The organism is Agreia sp. VKM Ac-1783, from assembly GCF_900177765.1.
In the GTDB taxonomy this organism is placed as follows: domain Bacteria; phylum Actinomycetota; class Actinomycetes; order Actinomycetales; family Microbacteriaceae; genus Agreia.
On sequence record NZ_FXWI01000004.1, the window covers coordinates 63159 to 79614 of the forward strand.

A 16456-nucleotide genomic window follows, 5' to 3' on the forward strand; every position below is an offset into this window, starting at 1 on the left:
GCAGTTTCTACACAAACGTACGAAGGGCGACGGCCAGGCCGTCGTCGTGCACGGATGCCGTCACCTCGCTGGCCACGGCCAGCACGTCGTCGGGCGCCTGGCCCATCGCGACGCCGCGGCCGTGTTCGCCGGCCCAGGTCAGCATGTCGACGTCATTGCGACCGTCGCCGATCGCGAAGATCCGCTCGCGCGGAACATCCAGGAGCTCGCGCACCCGCTCGAGGCCCGTGGCCTTGTTCACGCCGTCGGGCGCGATGTCGAGCCAGGCCGTCCAGCCGATGGCGTAGCTCACCTTGTGCAGGCCCATGCGCTCGACCAGCGAGAGAAAGTCCTCCATGTCGTGATCGGGCGAGATCACGACGACCCGAGTCGCCTCGATGGCGAGCAGTTGCTCGAACGGCACCGCTCGGCTGCCGAGATCGGCCGCAGACACGGGGAACGTGCCGTAGTAGCAGAAGTTGCCCTCTTCGTCTTCGACGGCGAAACTCGCCTCGGCGAGATGAGCCCTGATCTTCGTGAGCACGGGCCCCGGGTCGAAGGTCTCGACGAACTCGCGACGATAGCCCAGCGGCGCGGTCTCATCGCGCTTGAGCGTGATGGCACCGTTCGAGCACACCACGTACTCGGGCGTGATCGACAGCTGGTCGAGCATCGGCAGGGTCGACGCCACAGACCGCCCGGTCGCCAGCATGATCTCGTGTCCGAGGCCTGAAACGCGGGCGACCTCGTCGCGAACCGCGTCGGTCAGGGTGCCGTCTTCGTGGATGATCGTGCCGTCGATGTCGAGGGCGAGCAACCAGCGATCGTCGGTCACTTCGGCTCGATTCTCTCGACTCCGTTGAGGTACGGGCGAAGCACCTCGGGCACGATCACCGATCCGTCTGCCTGCTGATGCGTCTCGAGAATAGCGACGATCCAACGAGTGGTCGCCAGGGTGCCGTTCAATGTGGCGACGGGCGCGGTCTTGCCGCTCTCAGTGCGGTAGCGGGTCTCGAGGCGACGAGCCTGGAAGGTCGTGCAGTTCGAGGTCGACGTGAGTTCGCGGTACGCATCCTGCGTGGGAATCCACGCCTCGATGTCGTACTTTCGCGCGGCCGACGAGCCGAGGTCGCCCGCGGCCGTGTCGATCACGCGGTAGCTCAGACCCAGATCCTGCATCATCTGCTCCTGGAACGACACCAGGGCGAGGTGCTCGTTCTCGGCGTTCTCGGGCAGCACATAGCTGAACATCTCGAGCTTGTTGAACTGGTGCACGCGCAGGATGCCGCGGGTGTCTTTTCCGCCCGAGCCGGCCTCGCGGCGGTAGCAGGTCGACCATCCGGCGTAGCGCTTCGAGCCGCCCTCGAGGTCGAGAATCTCGTCGGAGTGGAAGCCCGCGAGCGCCACCTCGCTCGTGCCGGTGAGGTAGAGGTCGTCGGCGGGAAGGTAGTAGATCTCGTCGGAGTGCTCTCCGAGGAACCCGGTGCCGGCCATGATCTCGGGGCGCACGAGCGTCGGAACGATCAGCGGCACGAAGTCGTTCTTCTCAGCACGGTCGAGCGCCAGCGTCATCAGGGCGAGTTCGAGTCGGGCACCGATTCCGGTGAGGTAGTAGAAGCGCGCACCCGAGACCTTGGCGCCCCGCGCCAGGTCGAAGATGCCCAGGGTCTCGCCGAGCTCGACGTGGTCTTTCGGCTCGAAGTCGAACGACGGACGCTCCCCGACCTCGCGGAGGGTCACGAAGTCGTCCTCGCCGCCGGCGGGCACGCCGTCGATGATCGGGTTGGCGATCTGCCGAACGATCGTCGTGAACTCGGCCTCGGCATCCGACGCCCGCTGGCTCGCGGCCTTGACCTCGGCGGCCAGCGACTGGGCCTCGGCGACGAGGGCCTTCTTCTCTTCTTTGGCGGCCTGCGCGACCTTCTTGCCGAAGGCATTCTGGCTCGCTCGCAGGTTCTCGTACTCGCCGATGGCGGCTCGGCGGGCGGCATCCGCTGACAGAGCCGCGTCGACCAGATCGACGGAGTCGCCCCTCGCCGCCTGCGATTGGCGGAGGACATCGGGATTTTCGCGCAAGAGTACGGGATCGATCACCGCTCAAGCCTACCTTTTGCGGCGCGCGCGCCCGGATGGCGGCGGGTGAACAACGCGGTAGCTTTACACTCGTGGCCACAATCGAAGAACCCGCAGAGCCCCAACGGGCCGCTGTCGTGTACAACCCGATCAAAGTGGATGTCACGAAGCTGCGCGTCGAGATCAACCGGGCCGCCGCGAAAGCCGGCTTCGAGAAGACGCTCTGGTTCGAGACCACGATCGACGAGGCCGGTCAGAACCTCACCCGGCAGGCGGTCGAGCAGGGCGCTACCGTCGTGATCGCGGCGGGCGGCGACGGCACGGTCAGGGCCGTGGCAGAAGGGCTGCGCAATTCCGGGGCGGCACTCGGCCTGCTTCCGAGCGGCACCGGCAATCTGCTGGCTCGCAACCTCGACATGGGCGTTCCGCATACCGAGCGGGCGCTCGGCATCATCTTCACCGGTCACGACCGGGTCATCGACCTGGGTCTGGCCTCGATCACCCGAGCCGACGGCGACGTGCAAGAACACGTCTTTCTGGTGATGGCGGGCCTGGGCCTCGACGCGAAGATGATCGCGAACACCAACTCGAGGCTCAAGAAGGCCGTCGGATGGCTGGCCTACGTCGACGGCGTCGGCCGCTCGCTGCCCGAGCTGCGCCCGGTGAAGTTCCGCTTCTCGATCGACGGGGCGCCCTGGAAGTCCACGTCGGCGCACACCGTGATGGTGGGCAACTGCGGCGTGCTCCCCGGCGGCGTGCTCCTCATTCCGGATGCCAAGCTCGACGACGGCGTGCTCGACATCATGGCGTTGCGGCCCGAAGGTCCGTTCGGCTGGCTCAAGGTGTGGAACAAGATCGCGTGGGAGAACGGTGTGCTGCGCAAGTCAGCGGCTGGGCGGAAGATCATCGATCTGTCGAAGGATGTGCGCTCGGTAACCTACCGCACCGGCAAAGACCTGCAGCTGGTCGTCGCCGAGCCGGAGGAGTTCCAGCTCGACGGTGACGAGTTCGGCGAGGTCACCGCGGTGCACAGCTGGGTCGAACCGGGCGCGCTGCGCGTGAAGGTACCGGCGTAGCTCCTGCGCCGGTCGAGTAGCGAGGAACGAGCGTATCGAGACCATCAACGACCCGGTCTCGATACGGTCGCGGGCGACCTACTCGACCAACGAAATGCTTACTCCGGCTCGCCCGAGATGACTCCGCGCAGCCAGTCGCGCGCCTCGATGAACACGTCGTCGTCGTAGCGGGGGATGTACTCGATGGGCGCCTTGTCTGCACGCGGGTACGAACCGAGGAAGATCACCTTCGGGCTGAATCGGCGTACGCCCAGCAGAGAGTCGGCCACGCGCTCGTCGAGGATGTGCCCGTCGGCGTCGATCACGAAACGGTACCGGCCGAGGGCGTCGCCGATGGGCCGCGATTCGAGCAGGCTCATGTTCACACCGCGGGTCGAGAACTGCTCGAGCAGTTCGAGTAGCGCTCCGGCGCGGTCGTCGGGCAGTTCGACGATGAGGCTCGTCTTGTCTGCACCCGTGCGGGGCGGAATGGCGGTGGTCTTGCTCACCAGCACGAAGCGGGTGACCGCATTGTCGTTGTCACCGATGTTCTCGGCGAGCACGTCGAGGTCATAGTGGTCGACGATTCCGGGAGGCGCGACGGCCGCGTCGGCCAGGTCGTTCTCGAACAGAGAGGCGGCCGCCGCCACGTTCGACGTGGCCGGGATATGTCCGTGGCTCGGCAGATTCGCGTCGAGCCAGTGGTGACACTGCGTGTAGGCCACCGGATGCGCGTTGACGACCTTCACATCGGCCAGCGTCGTTCCCGGGCGCGCCACCAGAACGAACTGCACCTTCACGAGGTACTCGCCCACGATGCGCAGATTCGGGATGTTCGCCAGAGCATCCTGCGTAGCATTCACCCCGCCCTCGATCGAGTTCTCGATCGCGATCATCGCCGCGACGCTGCGCCCGGTGACGACGTCGTCGAGGGCCTCACCCACATTGTTGACGCTGCGCCAGATCTTGCCCCGGGCATCCGGAACCTGCGCGAGCGCCGCCTCGGTGAACGTGCCCCGAGGACCCAGGTAGCTGTAGCTCTCGGTGGTGGCGGCGTTCTGCGGTGCATCGGACATGGCTCAGAGCCTATTGGACGCGACCATTTCCCCGTGGTGTCAGCGGTTCTCGCACCGGCGCTCTTATTCAGGAAGAACCGGCCGAAACTGGGGTTGTCGCGCGCGGCGGGCACGTTTCTCCTGAATAGGGCGGCACGCGGACCATCAGGGAAGGGCGCGGCGATTTTGTAGAGTGGCGCGGGCGCGAAAACGCCTATCGCCAACAGGGAGAGGGCCCGTGACTACTGCACGCAGCGGCGATGCGCTCACGACAGAACTCGTCGACCCTCGATCCGCAGAAGGCCGAGCGGTCGTGAGGCGCTTCTACGCCGACATCGTCGGCCGGTACTGGGGCCGTCCCGCGACGGATGCCGAGATCGAGCGGGCCATGCTCGACGAGCCGAGCGACGACCTTCGCGGCGACAGCGGGTTTCTGCTCGTGGTTCAGGACGGCGTGCACGTGGTCGGATGCGGAGGCGTGCGCCTCATCGAACCGGGCGTCGGCGAACTCACCCGGATCTTCATCGACAAGACTGTCCGGGGCCGTGGCGCAGGTCGCACTCTGATCGGCGAACTCGAGTCGATGAGCGCCAGCCGCGGCGTGCGCACCCTGAGGCTGACGGTGCGCGGCGATCTCGTCGAAGCACACCGGCTGTACCAGCGGCTCGGCTACGAGACGGTCGAGCCCTTCTCGAGTTCTCCTTACGCCGACTTCCACCTTGCGAAAAAGCTGCCGCCCACTGCCGACTAGCCCTGCACCGCGCTCCTACTCAGGAAAAACGGGCCGAGATCGCGGTTTTCGCACGCGGCGAGCTCGTTTCTCCTGAATACGGGCGGCCCCTCCTCTGCGCCGTGTCGAAGTGCCAGACTGGGAGGCATGGAAAACCGCGCCGGCACCGTTGCCCTCCCCGAAGACCTGGTCGATGTCGAGGCGCTCGTTCGCGCCTACTACGAGCTGAAGCCCGATGTCACGATCGCCGACCAGAAAGTGGTCTTCGGCACGAGCGGCCACCGCGGCTCATCGCTGAACACCGCCTTCAACGAAGACCACATCGCCGCGACCACGCAGGCCATCGTCGAGTACCGTGCGGGCCAGGGCATCACAGGCCCCCTCTTCATCGGCATCGACACGCACGCGCTCAGCCGCCCTGCGCAGACGACGGCACTCGAGGTGCTCGTCGGCAACGAGGTGCGTGTGCTCGTCGACGAGTTCGACAGCTTCACCCCGACCCCCGCCGTCAGCCACGCGATCATCGCGTACAACCTGGCGCATCCGAATGAGCCGCAGGCCGACGGCATCGTCGTCACCCCCAGCCACAACCCGCCGGCGGATGGTGGATTCAAGTACAACCCGCCTCACGGAGGCCCGGCCGACAGCGACGCCACGGGCTGGATCGCGAACCGCGCCAATGAACTGCTCGCCGACGGTCTGCGCGGCGTGAAGCGTGCCGAGCCCAGCGCGGTCGAGACCTACGACTTCATGAACAACTACGTGAACGACCTCGGCACCATCATCGACATGGAGGCCATCAAGAAGTCGGGCATCCGCATCGGCGCCGACCCCCTGGGCGGCGCGAGCGTCTACTACTGGCAGGCCATCCGCGAGCGCTACGGAATCGACCTCACCGTCGTGAACCCCGTCGTCGACCCGCAGTGGGGCTTCATGACCCTCGACTGGGACGGCAAGATCCGCATGGACCCGTCGTCGTCCAGCGCCATGGCATCCGTGCTCGCCCACCAGCATGACTACGACCTCCTCACGGGCAATGACGCCGACGCCGACCGGCACGGCATCGTGACCCCGGATGGCGGCCTCATGAACCCCAACCACTACCTGGCCGTCGCCATCCAATACCTCTACGCGAACCGCGCCGATTGGAAGCCCGACGCCGCGATCGGCAAGACCCTCGTGTCGTCGAGCATGATCGACCGCGTCGCCACCGAGCTCGACCGCACGCTGCTCGAGGTGCCCGTGGGCTTCAAGTGGTTCGTGCCCGGGCTGGTCGACGGAACCGTTGCCTTCGGCGGCGAGGAGAGCGCCGGCGCGAGCTTCCTGCGCTTCGACGGCACCGTGTGGACGACCGATAAAGACGGCATCATCCTGTGCCTGCTCGCGGCAGAGATTCTCGCGGTCACCGGCAAGACACCCAGCGTTCTCTACGCCGAGCTCACCGAGAAGTTCGGCTCGCCCGCCTACGAGCGAGTGGATGCGGCGGCCACGAAAGCGCAGAAGGCCCGGCTCGGCAAGCTCGACGGCGACGCGATCACCGCAACCGAGGTCGCGGGCGAGACGATCATCGCGAAGCTCAGCCACGCGCCCGGTAACGGAGCGGCCATCGGCGGCGTGAAGGTCGTGACCGAGAACGCGTGGTTCGCGGCGCGTCCCAGTGGCACCGAAGACGTGTACAAGATCTACGCCGAGAGCTTCTTGGGCGAGGAGCACCTGCGCCAGGTGCAGAAAGAGGCCAAGGCGATCGTCGACGAGGCGCTCGCGGAGTAGCGCCCGCTACGCGATGCTGTAGAACCAGGCGGTAGCGCCGGGATTCTCGATCGTGATGGCCTGATCGAGGTCACGGTACTGAGCATCGATGGTGTGCCCCACCATGTTGATCGCACCCGTGGCCGCGTCGACCTTCGAGATGAGCATCGTGTGGTCGACGCCGTTCTCGTTCGCCGGATCCCAGTCGAACATCACGACGTCGCCGACTTTCGCCTGTGCACGCTGCTCGAGAGAGAGCCGCGTCGCTCGGTCTGTCTGCGACGCGAACCACGCGTCCATCGCGGGGCCGCGCGCCCAGCTGTCGCTGAAGTCGCCGGTGGTGTTCCACTCGCTGTACCAGTCGTCTGTCTGTACCCAGCCGCGTGCGATCAGGGTCTGGTTCACGAAGTTGCCGCAGTCGTTGTCGGGAAAAGTGCCCCAGACCTCGTCGTTGTAGTCCTGCCAGTGGGCGAAGGCGTATTGCATCTGCGCGTCGACCGCCGTGACGACCTGATAGTCGTAGTCGGCCGCACTCGCGATGACCTCCCCCTCTTCGCTGGCGGCGGTCACGCTCACCGCGCCCTCGGCGTAATCGAGGGCCGCGGGAGCCACGACCTGAAGCTGGTTGTCGTCGGCCACGGTGATCGACGACGCCGCGACGCCTCCGAAGACCACGCTCGACACATGGTCGAGCCCCTCGCCGGTGAGCGTGATCGTCTCGCCGCCGAGAAGAGAACCGGATGCCGGCGACATCGTATCGATGCGAGTCGCGTCGGTCTTCCTCGACTGCTCAGACCCCTCGGTGTGAGTCTCTTCGACCGCCGCGCAGCCGGTGAGCGCGAAGGCCGCCACGAACAGGGAAGCAAGAACAGAACGGGTGGTGCGCGTGCGGCGAATGATGATGTCCTCCAGAGAAATCTTCAGGGGCGCATGAGGAGCAAAAACGAGCGCGAAATCGGGTTCGACTATTCGAACACAGCTTTCTGGACGCCCCCTAAAGGGTTACGCAGAGAGATGTGCTGTGTTAGCCGCTACGCCGCTCTGGCCCGCTGCGACACCCGCGTGCTCACGAGCAGAGCCAGGATGCCGACCACCAGCGAGAAGGCGAAGGTCGCCACGAAAGAAGGCTGGCTTCCGGGCTCGCCCGCCACGGAGAACGCGACCGCGCCCAACGCGAGCGCGATGGCCGAACCGCCCGAGTCGGCGATGGCGAGCGCCGACGAGTTGAAGCCCTGCTCAGCAGGGGCCGAGTAGTCGAACGTCAGCACGGTGATGCGCGGGTAGGCGAACCCCATGCCCGCTCCTCCGAGGAACCAGCCACCGATGATCACCCAGGCCGGTAGGTCGAGAGCGGTGACGAGCAGCACGACGCCGATCGCCGCGGTCGCGCCGAGTATGCCGATGCGGATGGCGGTGCGATGAGACACCCGGTCTCCGAGCCGCCCCTGAACCAGCGACGACGATCCCCAGGCGACGCCCGAAAAGCTCAGCGCGAGTCCGGCGAGCGCCGCCGTCAGCCCGAAGCGTTCGGTGAGCACATAGGGCAGATACACCTCGGCGCTCATGAACGCCCCGGCGAGCAGACCGCGCAGCGCGATCACACTCGGCAGCCCACGGCGCAGACGCAGGCTGGCCGCGGGCAGAAGCGGCCGGAGGGCCACGAGCGCGACGGCCAGGCCCCCGGCGGCCAGAGCCCAGCGGGCCACGCCATCCAGATCGGCCGCGATGTTCAGGCCCAGGATGGCGACGGCCAGCAGCACGGCCCAGAGCGCACGCGCGGTGCTGCTACGGCCGTCGGGTTCGAGGCGATCGTGCGGCGCCATGCTGCGCATGGCCGGCAGCACCATCGCCATCGCCGGTAGAACGAGCACGACGACGCCGAGAAAGACCCAGCGCCACCCCAGGTACTGTCCGACAACGCCCGCGATGAACGGCCCGACTAGAGCGGGAACGACCCATGCCGCCGCGAAGGCTCCGAAGATCTTGGGCTGCAAGCGGGGCGGATAGATCTTCGCGACGATGACGTAGAGAGCGACGGTCAGTGCGCCGCCACCGAGACCCTGAACCAGGCGTCCGGCGAGAAAGAGCGGCATCGTCGGCGAGGTTCCCGCAATTACGAGGCCCAGGGCGAAGAGCGCGACGGATGCGTAGAGCGCCTTCACCGGCCCGCGGCGATCTGACCAGTCCCCGGCCAGCACCATGCCGATCACGCCCGACGCCAGCGGGCCAGCGAAGGCGAGGGCGTAGAGGGCCAGCCCATCCAGATCGCGCGCGATCGCGGGCATGATCGTGGTGACAGCGAGCTGCTCGAAGGCGGCGATCACGATGAGCGCGCACGCGCCGATGCTCACCAGGCGATACGGCTTGTCGAGAATGCCCTGGGGGCGCGCGGCGGCCTCCGGCCTAGTCAAGGTAGCCGGGAGCAGCGGGCAGGCCGAAGAACTCTTCGAGGGTGGTGACGCCCTCGTTGTGCATCTCGTTCGAGAGGTCGACTCCGATGTAGCGGAAGTGCCACGGCTCGTACTCGTAGCCGGTCACGGCCGTCTTGTCGGCCGGATAGCTCAGCAGGAAGCCGAACCGGTAGGCGTTGGCGGCGAGCCACTGCCCCGCTGTCGTGTCGCCGAAGCACGGACCGTCGAGCGAGCATCCGCTGCCCGTCGCGAGAAGGTCGATGGCCATTCCGGTCTGGTGTTCGCTGAAACCGGGGCGTGCGCTCGTGAGGTCTGCGCCGGCGGTGCCGAGCTGGTTCACGTATCGGTTGTACGCGTTGACCTGGATGCCGTAGGAGCGATATCCGCTCTGAGCCACGAGTTGCTGTCCGGTCTCGGCGGCCGCCGCGTCGACCATCGTTGCGAGCGCATCGGCCGCCTCTTGACGCAGAGGGAATCCGTTGGGATTCGGAATGTCGGATCGCAGCGGGACGAGGTCCGGTGGCTCGTAGTTCGCCGCGTCGGGGATCGGGCGTGTCTTGTTGACGACGAACCAGATACTCGTGGGGTCGTCGATCGAGCGCGCCGCCTTATTGAAGCCAGCGGGCGCCGCGGGCGCGGGTTCTGCGGGAGCGGCGAGCGGCACCGCTGTCTGGATGGGCGCGGGGATCGTGATCTGCGCCGGAGCCGAGGCATCGTTCGGCAACGAATCGGCGGTCACGGATGCCGCGGGCGCGGTGCGCTGTGCCGTCGCGCTCCACAGGGCCGTTTCGCCGACGATGACGAGCAGGATGGCAGCCAGACCGGCGGTGAGCACGCGGACTTTCGACCGACGAGAGGGTTCACGAAGGAAGACGTCGCGGCGAGACAGCTCGCGGCGGGTCGATTCGCTCCGTCGAGGAGCTTCACTCCGTCGAGGAGCTTCGCGGCGACGAGCGGGTTCGCGGCTACGCAGTTCGCGGCGCGGTCTCAACTCAGTCACCGTCCCACAATACGGGCGCGATCCGTTCTTTTCTTGGAGGTCGCACCGTCGAGCAGTTGAGAAGCCCTTTCACTCGGTGTAACTTTGCACTCTGCGCAATTTTTCTGTCGTGCGATTTTTCCCCGTTTACCCTCTCTCCCCGTCAGGAATCTCATGACCTCAGCATCGCGCGCTCCTCGGAGCTCGAAGAAGTCCAGCGCCGATCGCGCTCGGGCAGCCGCCGAATCCGGAGGCCAGCTGTCTCCGCGGCAGATCCAATTCATCATCTTCGGCCTCATGGCCGGCATGTTCCTCGCCGCGCTCGACCAGTCCATCGTGGGCACGTCGATGCGCACCATCGGCGACGATCTGAAGGGCCAGGACCAGCAGGCGTGGGTCACCACGGCCTACCTCGTGGTGTCGACCATCGCCACGCCGATCTACGGCAAGCTCAGCGACATCTTCGGTCGCCGCCCGCTCTACATCATCGCCATCTCGATCTTCATCCTCGGCTCGCTCCTCGCTGGCATCTCCACGTCGATGATCGAGCTCGCCGGCTTCCGCGCCATCCAGGGCCTGGGCGCCGGTGGACTGATGTCGTTGGCACTCACGGTGATGGGCGACATCCTCGCTCCCCGCGAGCGGGCCAAGTATCAGGGCTACTTCCTCGCCGTCTTCGGTGTCTCGAGCGTGCTCGGCCCGCTGCTGGGCGGCCTGATCTCGGGCACCCCCGAGATCTTCTTCATCACCGGATGGCGTTGGATCTTCCTCCTCAACCTGCCCGTGGCCGCGATCGCGATGATCCTCGTGGTCAGCTTCCTGCACATTCCGCACACCCGCCGCGACGCGCGCATCGACTGGTGGGGTGCCGCGTTCATCGTCATGGGCATCGCGCCCCTGCTCCTCGTCGCCGAGAACGGCCGCGACTGGGGCTGGGGCTCGGCGGGCGCACTCGCCTGCTACGTCATCGGCGTCGTCGGCATCGTCGCGTTCATCCTCACCGAGCGCCGCATGGGCAGCAACGCCCTCATCCCGCTCTCGCTGTTCTCGTCATCGACGTTCTCGATGGCGAGCATCATCGGAACTCTCGTGGGCTTCGGAATGTTCGGCGGCATGCTGACCATCCCCCTCTACCTGCAGATCGTCAACGGGGCCACCCCCACCGAGTCGGGCCTGCTGATGATCCCGATGGTCGTCGGCCTGATGATCGCGTCGATCGTGTCGGGACAGATCATCGCTCGAACGGGCAAGTACAAGGTCTTCCCGATCGTCGGAACCTTCCTGATGTCGGCGGCCTTCTTCTACCTCACGTTCGCCACCGCGACCAGCGGCGTCGTCTACATCATGGGTGGAATGCTGATGCTGGGTCTGGGACTCGGCCAGCTCATGCAGACGCTCACGATCGCGACGCAGAACTCGGTCGGGCCTCGTGACATCGGAGTGGCCACGAGCGCCGCGACCTTCTTCCGCCAGATCGGTGGAACGCTCGGTACGGCCGTCATCTTCTCCGTCGTGTTCTCGCGCGCTCCCAGCGCCATTCAAGACGCGTTCAAGACGCCGGATGTCGTGGCCGGCATCGCAGCGGCAGGTCAAGACCCGAAGGTGCTCACCAACCCGGCCAACGTCGACATCCTGACGCAGATGCAGCTCGCGCAGTCCGGACAGCCGAACACCCTGGGCAGTGCGCTCAACGGCGACACCTCGTTCCTGAACCTCATCGATCCGCGCCTGGCCCGGCCGTTCCTCGAGGGCTTCTCGACCGCCATGGTCACGGGCTTCTGGATCAGCCTCAGCGTGGTGCTCGTCGCCTTCCTCCTCAGCTGGTTCCTCAAGGCCACTCCGCTGCGGCAGAAGTCGGCTCTGCAGGAGGCCAACGACGACGCCCAGGCTGCTGCCGCCGCGAAGGCCGATGGCGCGAGCCCCGAGTCCGAGGGCGAACTCCAACTGCAGCTTGGATCGACGCGTGCGGCAGAGACCTTCGGAGCGCTCGTCGAACCAGCGACCGGCAGCGTTCCGGCGCAGAAGCCCAAGGCCTAGGCTCGCCGACCGCTCCGGCAGGTTTGACACCTGTCGGAGTGGTCGCCTAGCGTGGTGAGAATGCCGAGAGAGCGCTCTCTCGCCGCAATTGAGGAGCCCGTCACCACTATGTCGCTCGACACACCCACATTCACGTCTTTCCCTCCAGGCTTCATCTGGGGCTCCGCCACGGCCGCCGCGCAGATCGAAGGGGCAGCCCACGAGGGCGGCAAAGATGACTCGGTGTGGGACGCGTTCGCTCGCGTGCCCAACGCGATCATCAACGGCGACACCCCCGAGGTCGCGGTCGACCACTACCACCGCTTCGCAGGCGATGTGGCGATCATGAAAGAGCTGGGCCTCGACTCCTACCGGTTCTCGACGAGCTGGTCGCGCATCAAGCCGGGCGACCGCGAATTCAACCGCACCGGGCTCGACTTCTACTCGCGCCTGGTCGACGACCTGCTCGAGGCCGGCATCCTGCCGTGGCTCACGCTGTATCACTGGGACCTGCCTCAGGTGGTCGAGGAACTCGGTGGATGGGCCAACCGCGACACCGCCTTCCGCTTCCGTGACTACGCCGAGGGCGTCTACGCGGTCCTCGGCGATCGCGTCGAGCACTGGACCACGTTCAACGAACCGTTCTGCTCGGCGCTGCTCGGCTACGGAGCCGGCGTGCACGCGCCGGGTCGCCGCGAGCCCCTCGCCGCGATCCAGGCCGTGCATCACCATCACCTCGCGCACGGTCTCGCCGTGAACCGCCTGCGCGAGCTCGGCGCGCAGAACCTGGGCGTCACGTACAACCTGACCAACGCGATCCCAGCCGATGCCGCGGACCCCGTCGACCTCGACGCCGCGCGCCGCCTCGACGGCATGATGAACCGCATCTTCCTCGACCCCGTGCTGCGTGGTGCCTACCCCGTCGATGTGGCCGACGATCTGGCGGCCGTCGGCATCCAGCTGTCTGAGATCGTGCACGACGGCGACCTCGAGATCATCTCGGCGCCCATCGACTTCCTCGGCATCAATCACTATCACGACGATGTCGTGAGCGGACATCCGCTGGAGGCCGGCACCATCGACCCCCACCTCGTCGAGAACGGGCGGCCGCTGTCGTCGCCGTTCGTCGGCAGCGAGTTCCTGACCTTCCCGAGCCGCGGCCTGCCGCGCACCGCCATGGACTGGGAGGTGAACCCCGACGGTCTGCGGCACCTGCTGGTGCGCCTCGGTCACGAGTACCCGAACCTGCCGCCGCTGTACATGACCGAGAACGGCGCGGCCTACGACGACGTCGTGTCGCCCGACGGCGCCGTGCACGACCCCGAGAGGGCAGCCTTCATCCTGGCTCACGTGGCCGCCGTCGCCGAGGCGATCGCCGAAGGTGCGGATGTCCGTGGCTACTTCGTGTGGTCACTGCTCGACAACTTCGAGTGGGCCTGGGGCTACGACAAGCGCTTCGGCATCGTGCGCGTCGACTACGACTCGCAGGAGCGCACGATCAAGGACTCGGGGCGCGCGTTCGCTGCCGTATTCGCTGGGCGGCCCGCGGCGGAGTAGCTGGGCGAGCATCAGTTGCAGTCGCCGCTGCCGCTGTAACACGGCTTGTAGTACGGCGACAGAGGCTCGCTCGTCGGTTCCGGAGGGAACCATCTGCCCGCCGGCACCGAGAACACCGCCGAACCGCCCAGGGCCACAACCACCAGGATGCCGCTCAGTACGACTAGCCACACTGATCTTCGAGTTATCGAGATCACCAGAGCGGCAATCACGCTGCCGACGCACAGTATCGCCGTTAGGTCGTGTCTCGCGATGTCTGATGTCGACGGGACGACGGGCTGACTCCCCAGGTTGAAATAGACATCGAAGACTTGCCAGAGCAGCGCGAGGCCCGAACAACTACCGAGCGCCCATAACCCGAAGACCCAGCCGCGACCAACTCGGGGTGATGACATGTCCGCCGCCCTGTCTGCCATGAGGTGATGGTGACACGGCGGCCCCGCTCACGACACGTCGGCATTTGCGCCGACCGGCGCCAAACCGCAACTATGCCCCCGCTCTGCGCATCCGGTTGCCCGAAGTCAGTCGCCGGTCGTGAACTCGGGGCTGGCCTCCCGCGATTTCAGCGACTCGAGCTCGTGGAATACGGTCAACTGCAGGCCCGCAGGAGCCTCTAGACGCGAGTTGACCGAGCGCCACGGAGTCTTGCGCGGCTCGGCGAGCAGCTCGGCCCCCGCGTCGACGAGATCGTTGGTCACGGATGGCGAGTCGTCGACCTCGAAGGCGATCCGGATGCGCGCGCTCGGCTTTCCCTCGGCCTCGACCCGGTCGATCATGCGCACCTGGGCGGGGTTGGCGATCTCGAGGGTCGCGAGCCCGGCGTTGAGGATCATCACCTTGGCGTCACCCTCACCCTCGTAGGCGGCCTGCTCCGTAAGTCCGAGCGCATCGCGGTAGAAGGCGACGGCCGCGTCGTAATCATCAGCCTCGACCACGAGTCGGAGCTGGCGAACAGAGGTGGGCGGAATCGATTCGGTCATACTCCGAGCGTAAGAGGAACCCCCGCGACGGGGAAGACCGCTGAGGTTCGGGATACGGCTGCATCCTGCGGCTTCTAAGCGGCCATATCCCGCACCTGAGCGACGTGGCCTGTGAGGCGGCCACGACTCGCGCTCCTAGACTGGTGTCCACGCAGGAGAAGGGCATTGTCAATGTCGATCGACACCCCCGAGCAGACGATTCCGCAGGCGCCCACGCTCGAGATGGTCGCGCACGAAGCCGGCGTCTCGCGGGCCACCGTATCGCGCGTCGTGAACGGGTCGACCGCGGTGACCCCGCAGGTGACGGCCGTCGTGAATGCCGCCATCGAGAAGCTCAACTACGTGCCCAACCGAGCGGCACGCTCGCTGGCGAGTCGGCGCACGAATGTGATCGCGCTCATCGTTCCCGAGCATACGTCGATCGTGTTCAGCGACCCCTTCTTCGCCGCCGTCATCCAGGGCGTGGCCGTGTACCTCAACGACACCGACTACACGCTCAACCTGCTCATCGCGTCGGAGACCTCGAGCGACAAGACCCGTCGCTACCTGCTCGGGGGCAACGTCGACGGCGCCCTCGTCGTGTCGCACCATTCGGGCGACCATTCGTACACGCGGCTCGGCCAGAAACTGCCGATCGTCTTCGGTGGACGCCCCCTCACCCCCGAGCTCGACGACAGCTTCTTCGTCGACGTCGACAATGTCGCCGCCGCCCGGGCGGCGACCGAGCACCTCATCTCGCTCGGCCGCAGCCGCATCGCCACGGTCGCCGGCCCTCAAGACATGCCGCCCGGCGTCGACCGCCTGCGCGGGTGGCGCGAGGCGCTGCATGCCGCCGACCTCGCCGACGACCTCGTCGAGATCGGCGGCTTCTCTCCCGCGTCGGGTGCGGATGCGATGGGTCGGCTGCTCGATCGCGATCCGTCGATCGATGCCGTCTTCTTCGCGAACGATCAGATGGCGGCCGGCGCGTACCCGGTGCTTCGCGAGCGGGGACTCTCGATTCCTCGAGACATCGCCGTCGCGGGCTTCGATGACGATCCCCTCGGCACCGCGCTGAGCCCGACCCTCACGAGCGTGCACCAACCATCGTCAGAGCTCGGAGCCGGCATGGCGGCGGCTCTCGTTCGCTTGATCGCCAAGGAGGAGATCGAACGGGCGACGATCATGCCGACGAACCTCGTGGTCAGGGAGTCGACGACGCTCTAACGCGCCGGTGCCGGCCGCAGGCCGACCGCGGGGAGGATGACTCCGTCGATGACCGTGATCAGAAACTCCCGGTCGACCGGCTTGCGCTGGATGAGCGAGTGGTAGGCCACCATCGACGGAGAGATCAGCGAGACGAGCTGGATGTCGACGTCCGCGGAGATCTCACCACGCTCGACAGCGCGGTTGAGCAGCATGCGGTTGATGCGGGCACGCGGTTCGACGATGGCCTCGTTGGCCGCTTCGGCGAGATCGGGAGCAGACGAGAGCATCGACGCGAGGCCCGCCATCACTTTGAGTTTGCGCTCGGCGTCATCGATCGTGGGCGGGCGGATCATGGCGACCAGGTCGCCGCGCAGCGTTCCGGTGTCGGGGATCGGCATGGAGTCGAGGTCGGTTTTCTTGAGACACGCGACCGCGTCGAGCACCAGCTCGTTCTTCGAGGCCCAGCGCCGGTAGACCGTGGCCTTGCCCGCGCCGGCTCTGGCCGCAACCATGTCGATGGTCATGCCATCAAAGCCGGTCTCGGCGAGAACGTCCACCGCGGCATCCAGGATCTGCTGATCTTTCGCAGGATCGCGTCGCCGGCCGAGCTTGGGGGCGTCGTCCGCCGCCTTCTGATCACTGTCGAGCTGCGTCATTGCGGCCGTCTCTTTCTGTCATCTAGCA

15 protein-coding genes are annotated in these 16456 nt (G+C 66.5%); 6 read left to right on the top strand and 9 right to left on the bottom strand.

All coding sequences use genetic code 11. From position 1 onward, the window contains the following. Window positions 1–7 precede the first annotated feature (7 nt). Together CCK87_RS14430 and serS are read right to left on the bottom strand one after the other, a co-directional pair. The gene (locus CCK87_RS14430; RefSeq protein ID WP_086462123.1) at window positions 8–814 is read right to left on the bottom strand and encodes an HAD family hydrolase; all 807 of its coding nucleotides are present in this window, start codon (window positions 812–814) and stop codon (window positions 8–10) included. Beyond that, window positions 811–2073: a serine--tRNA ligase gene (gene serS / locus CCK87_RS14435; RefSeq protein WP_085483170.1), complete on the bottom strand. Its 1263-nt coding sequence runs from the start codon at window positions 2071–2073 to the stop codon at window positions 811–813. Before serS ends, CCK87_RS14430 begins: the two co-directional genes overlap by 4 nt. A 71-nt stretch (window positions 2074–2144) precedes the next feature. Between serS and CCK87_RS14440 the strand changes: the two genes are divergently transcribed. Next, window positions 2145–3128 carry a diacylglycerol kinase family protein gene (locus tag CCK87_RS14440; RefSeq protein WP_249273917.1) on the top strand — a complete coding sequence of 328 codons (984 nt, stop codon included), beginning with the start codon at window positions 2145–2147 and terminating at the stop codon, window positions 3126–3128. Window positions 3129–3226: 98 nt separating this feature from the next. Here the strand turns inward: CCK87_RS14440 and pheA are convergent, their stop codons facing one another. Beyond that, entirely contained in the window at window positions 3227–4183 is a 957-nt protein-coding gene (gene pheA / locus CCK87_RS14445; protein ID WP_086462125.1) for a prephenate dehydratase, read from the bottom strand. 217 nt (window positions 4184–4400) lie between these two features. Here pheA and CCK87_RS14450 point away from each other — a divergent pair, with 217 nt between their 5' ends. Together CCK87_RS14450 and pgm are read left to right on the top strand one after the other, a co-directional pair. Next, a complete protein-coding gene (locus tag CCK87_RS14450; protein ID WP_086462126.1) occupies window positions 4401–4913 on the top strand; it encodes a GNAT family N-acetyltransferase in 513 nt (170 codons plus the stop codon). 126 nt (window positions 4914–5039) lie between these two features. Further along, window positions 5040–6662 (top strand): phosphoglucomutase (alpha-D-glucose-1,6-bisphosphate-dependent), encoded by a 1623-nt coding sequence (pgm, locus tag CCK87_RS14455; protein ID WP_086462127.1) that lies wholly within the window; start codon window positions 5040–5042, stop codon window positions 6660–6662. Window positions 6663–6668: 6 nt separating this feature from the next. Here the strand turns inward: pgm and CCK87_RS14460 are convergent, their stop codons facing one another. The 3 genes from CCK87_RS14460 to CCK87_RS14470 all read right to left on the bottom strand — a co-directional run bounded on the left by CCK87_RS14460 (window position 6669) and on the right by CCK87_RS14470 (window position 9887). Beyond that, the gene (locus tag CCK87_RS14460) at window positions 6669–7493 is read right to left on the bottom strand and encodes an amidase domain-containing protein (protein ID WP_086462128.1); all 825 of its coding nucleotides are present in this window, start codon (window positions 7491–7493) and stop codon (window positions 6669–6671) included. Window positions 7494–7672: 179 nt separating this feature from the next. Continuing rightward, a complete protein-coding gene (locus tag CCK87_RS14465) occupies window positions 7673–9052 on the bottom strand; it encodes an MFS transporter (protein WP_086462129.1) in 1380 nt (459 codons plus the stop codon). After that, window positions 9045–9887 (bottom strand): M15 family metallopeptidase, encoded by an 843-nt coding sequence (locus tag CCK87_RS14470; RefSeq protein WP_249273918.1) that lies wholly within the window; start codon window positions 9885–9887, stop codon window positions 9045–9047. Before CCK87_RS14470 ends, CCK87_RS14465 begins: the two co-directional genes overlap by 8 nt. Before the next feature lie 318 nt (window positions 9888–10205). Here CCK87_RS14470 and CCK87_RS14475 point away from each other — a divergent pair, with 318 nt between their 5' ends. Together CCK87_RS14475 and CCK87_RS14480 are read left to right on the top strand one after the other, a co-directional pair. Next, the gene (locus tag CCK87_RS14475) at window positions 10206–12068 is read left to right on the top strand and encodes an MDR family MFS transporter (RefSeq protein WP_170927304.1); all 1863 of its coding nucleotides are present in this window, start codon (window positions 10206–10208) and stop codon (window positions 12066–12068) included. Window positions 12069–12176: 108 nt separating this feature from the next. After that, window positions 12177–13604, top strand: a complete 1428-nt coding sequence (locus CCK87_RS14480; RefSeq protein ID WP_086462130.1) for a family 1 glycosylhydrolase — start codon at window positions 12177–12179, stop codon at window positions 13602–13604. An 11-nt stretch (window positions 13605–13615) separates the two neighbouring features. On the opposite strand, the gene CCK87_RS14485 is transcribed toward CCK87_RS14480, so the two are convergent. Further along, window positions 13616–14020: a hypothetical protein gene (locus tag CCK87_RS14485; RefSeq protein ID WP_086462131.1), complete on the bottom strand. Its 405-nt coding sequence runs from the start codon at window positions 14018–14020 to the stop codon at window positions 13616–13618. 105 nt (window positions 14021–14125) lie between these two features. Next, a complete protein-coding gene (locus tag CCK87_RS14490; RefSeq protein WP_086462132.1) occupies window positions 14126–14584 on the bottom strand; it encodes a VOC family protein in 459 nt (152 codons plus the stop codon). A 171-nt stretch (window positions 14585–14755) separates the two neighbouring features. Between CCK87_RS14490 and CCK87_RS14495 the strand changes: the two genes are divergently transcribed. Beyond that, window positions 14756–15790: a LacI family DNA-binding transcriptional regulator gene (locus CCK87_RS14495; protein ID WP_086462133.1), complete on the top strand. Its 1035-nt coding sequence runs from the start codon at window positions 14756–14758 to the stop codon at window positions 15788–15790. Here CCK87_RS14495 and CCK87_RS14500 read toward each other — a convergent pair. Continuing rightward, window positions 15787–16428 carry a TetR/AcrR family transcriptional regulator gene (locus CCK87_RS14500; protein ID WP_086462134.1) on the bottom strand — a complete coding sequence of 214 codons (642 nt, stop codon included), beginning with the start codon at window positions 16426–16428 and terminating at the stop codon, window positions 15787–15789. The two genes, CCK87_RS14495 and CCK87_RS14500, sit on opposite strands and share 4 nt — an antisense overlap. Window positions 16429–16456: the final 28 nt, after the last annotated feature.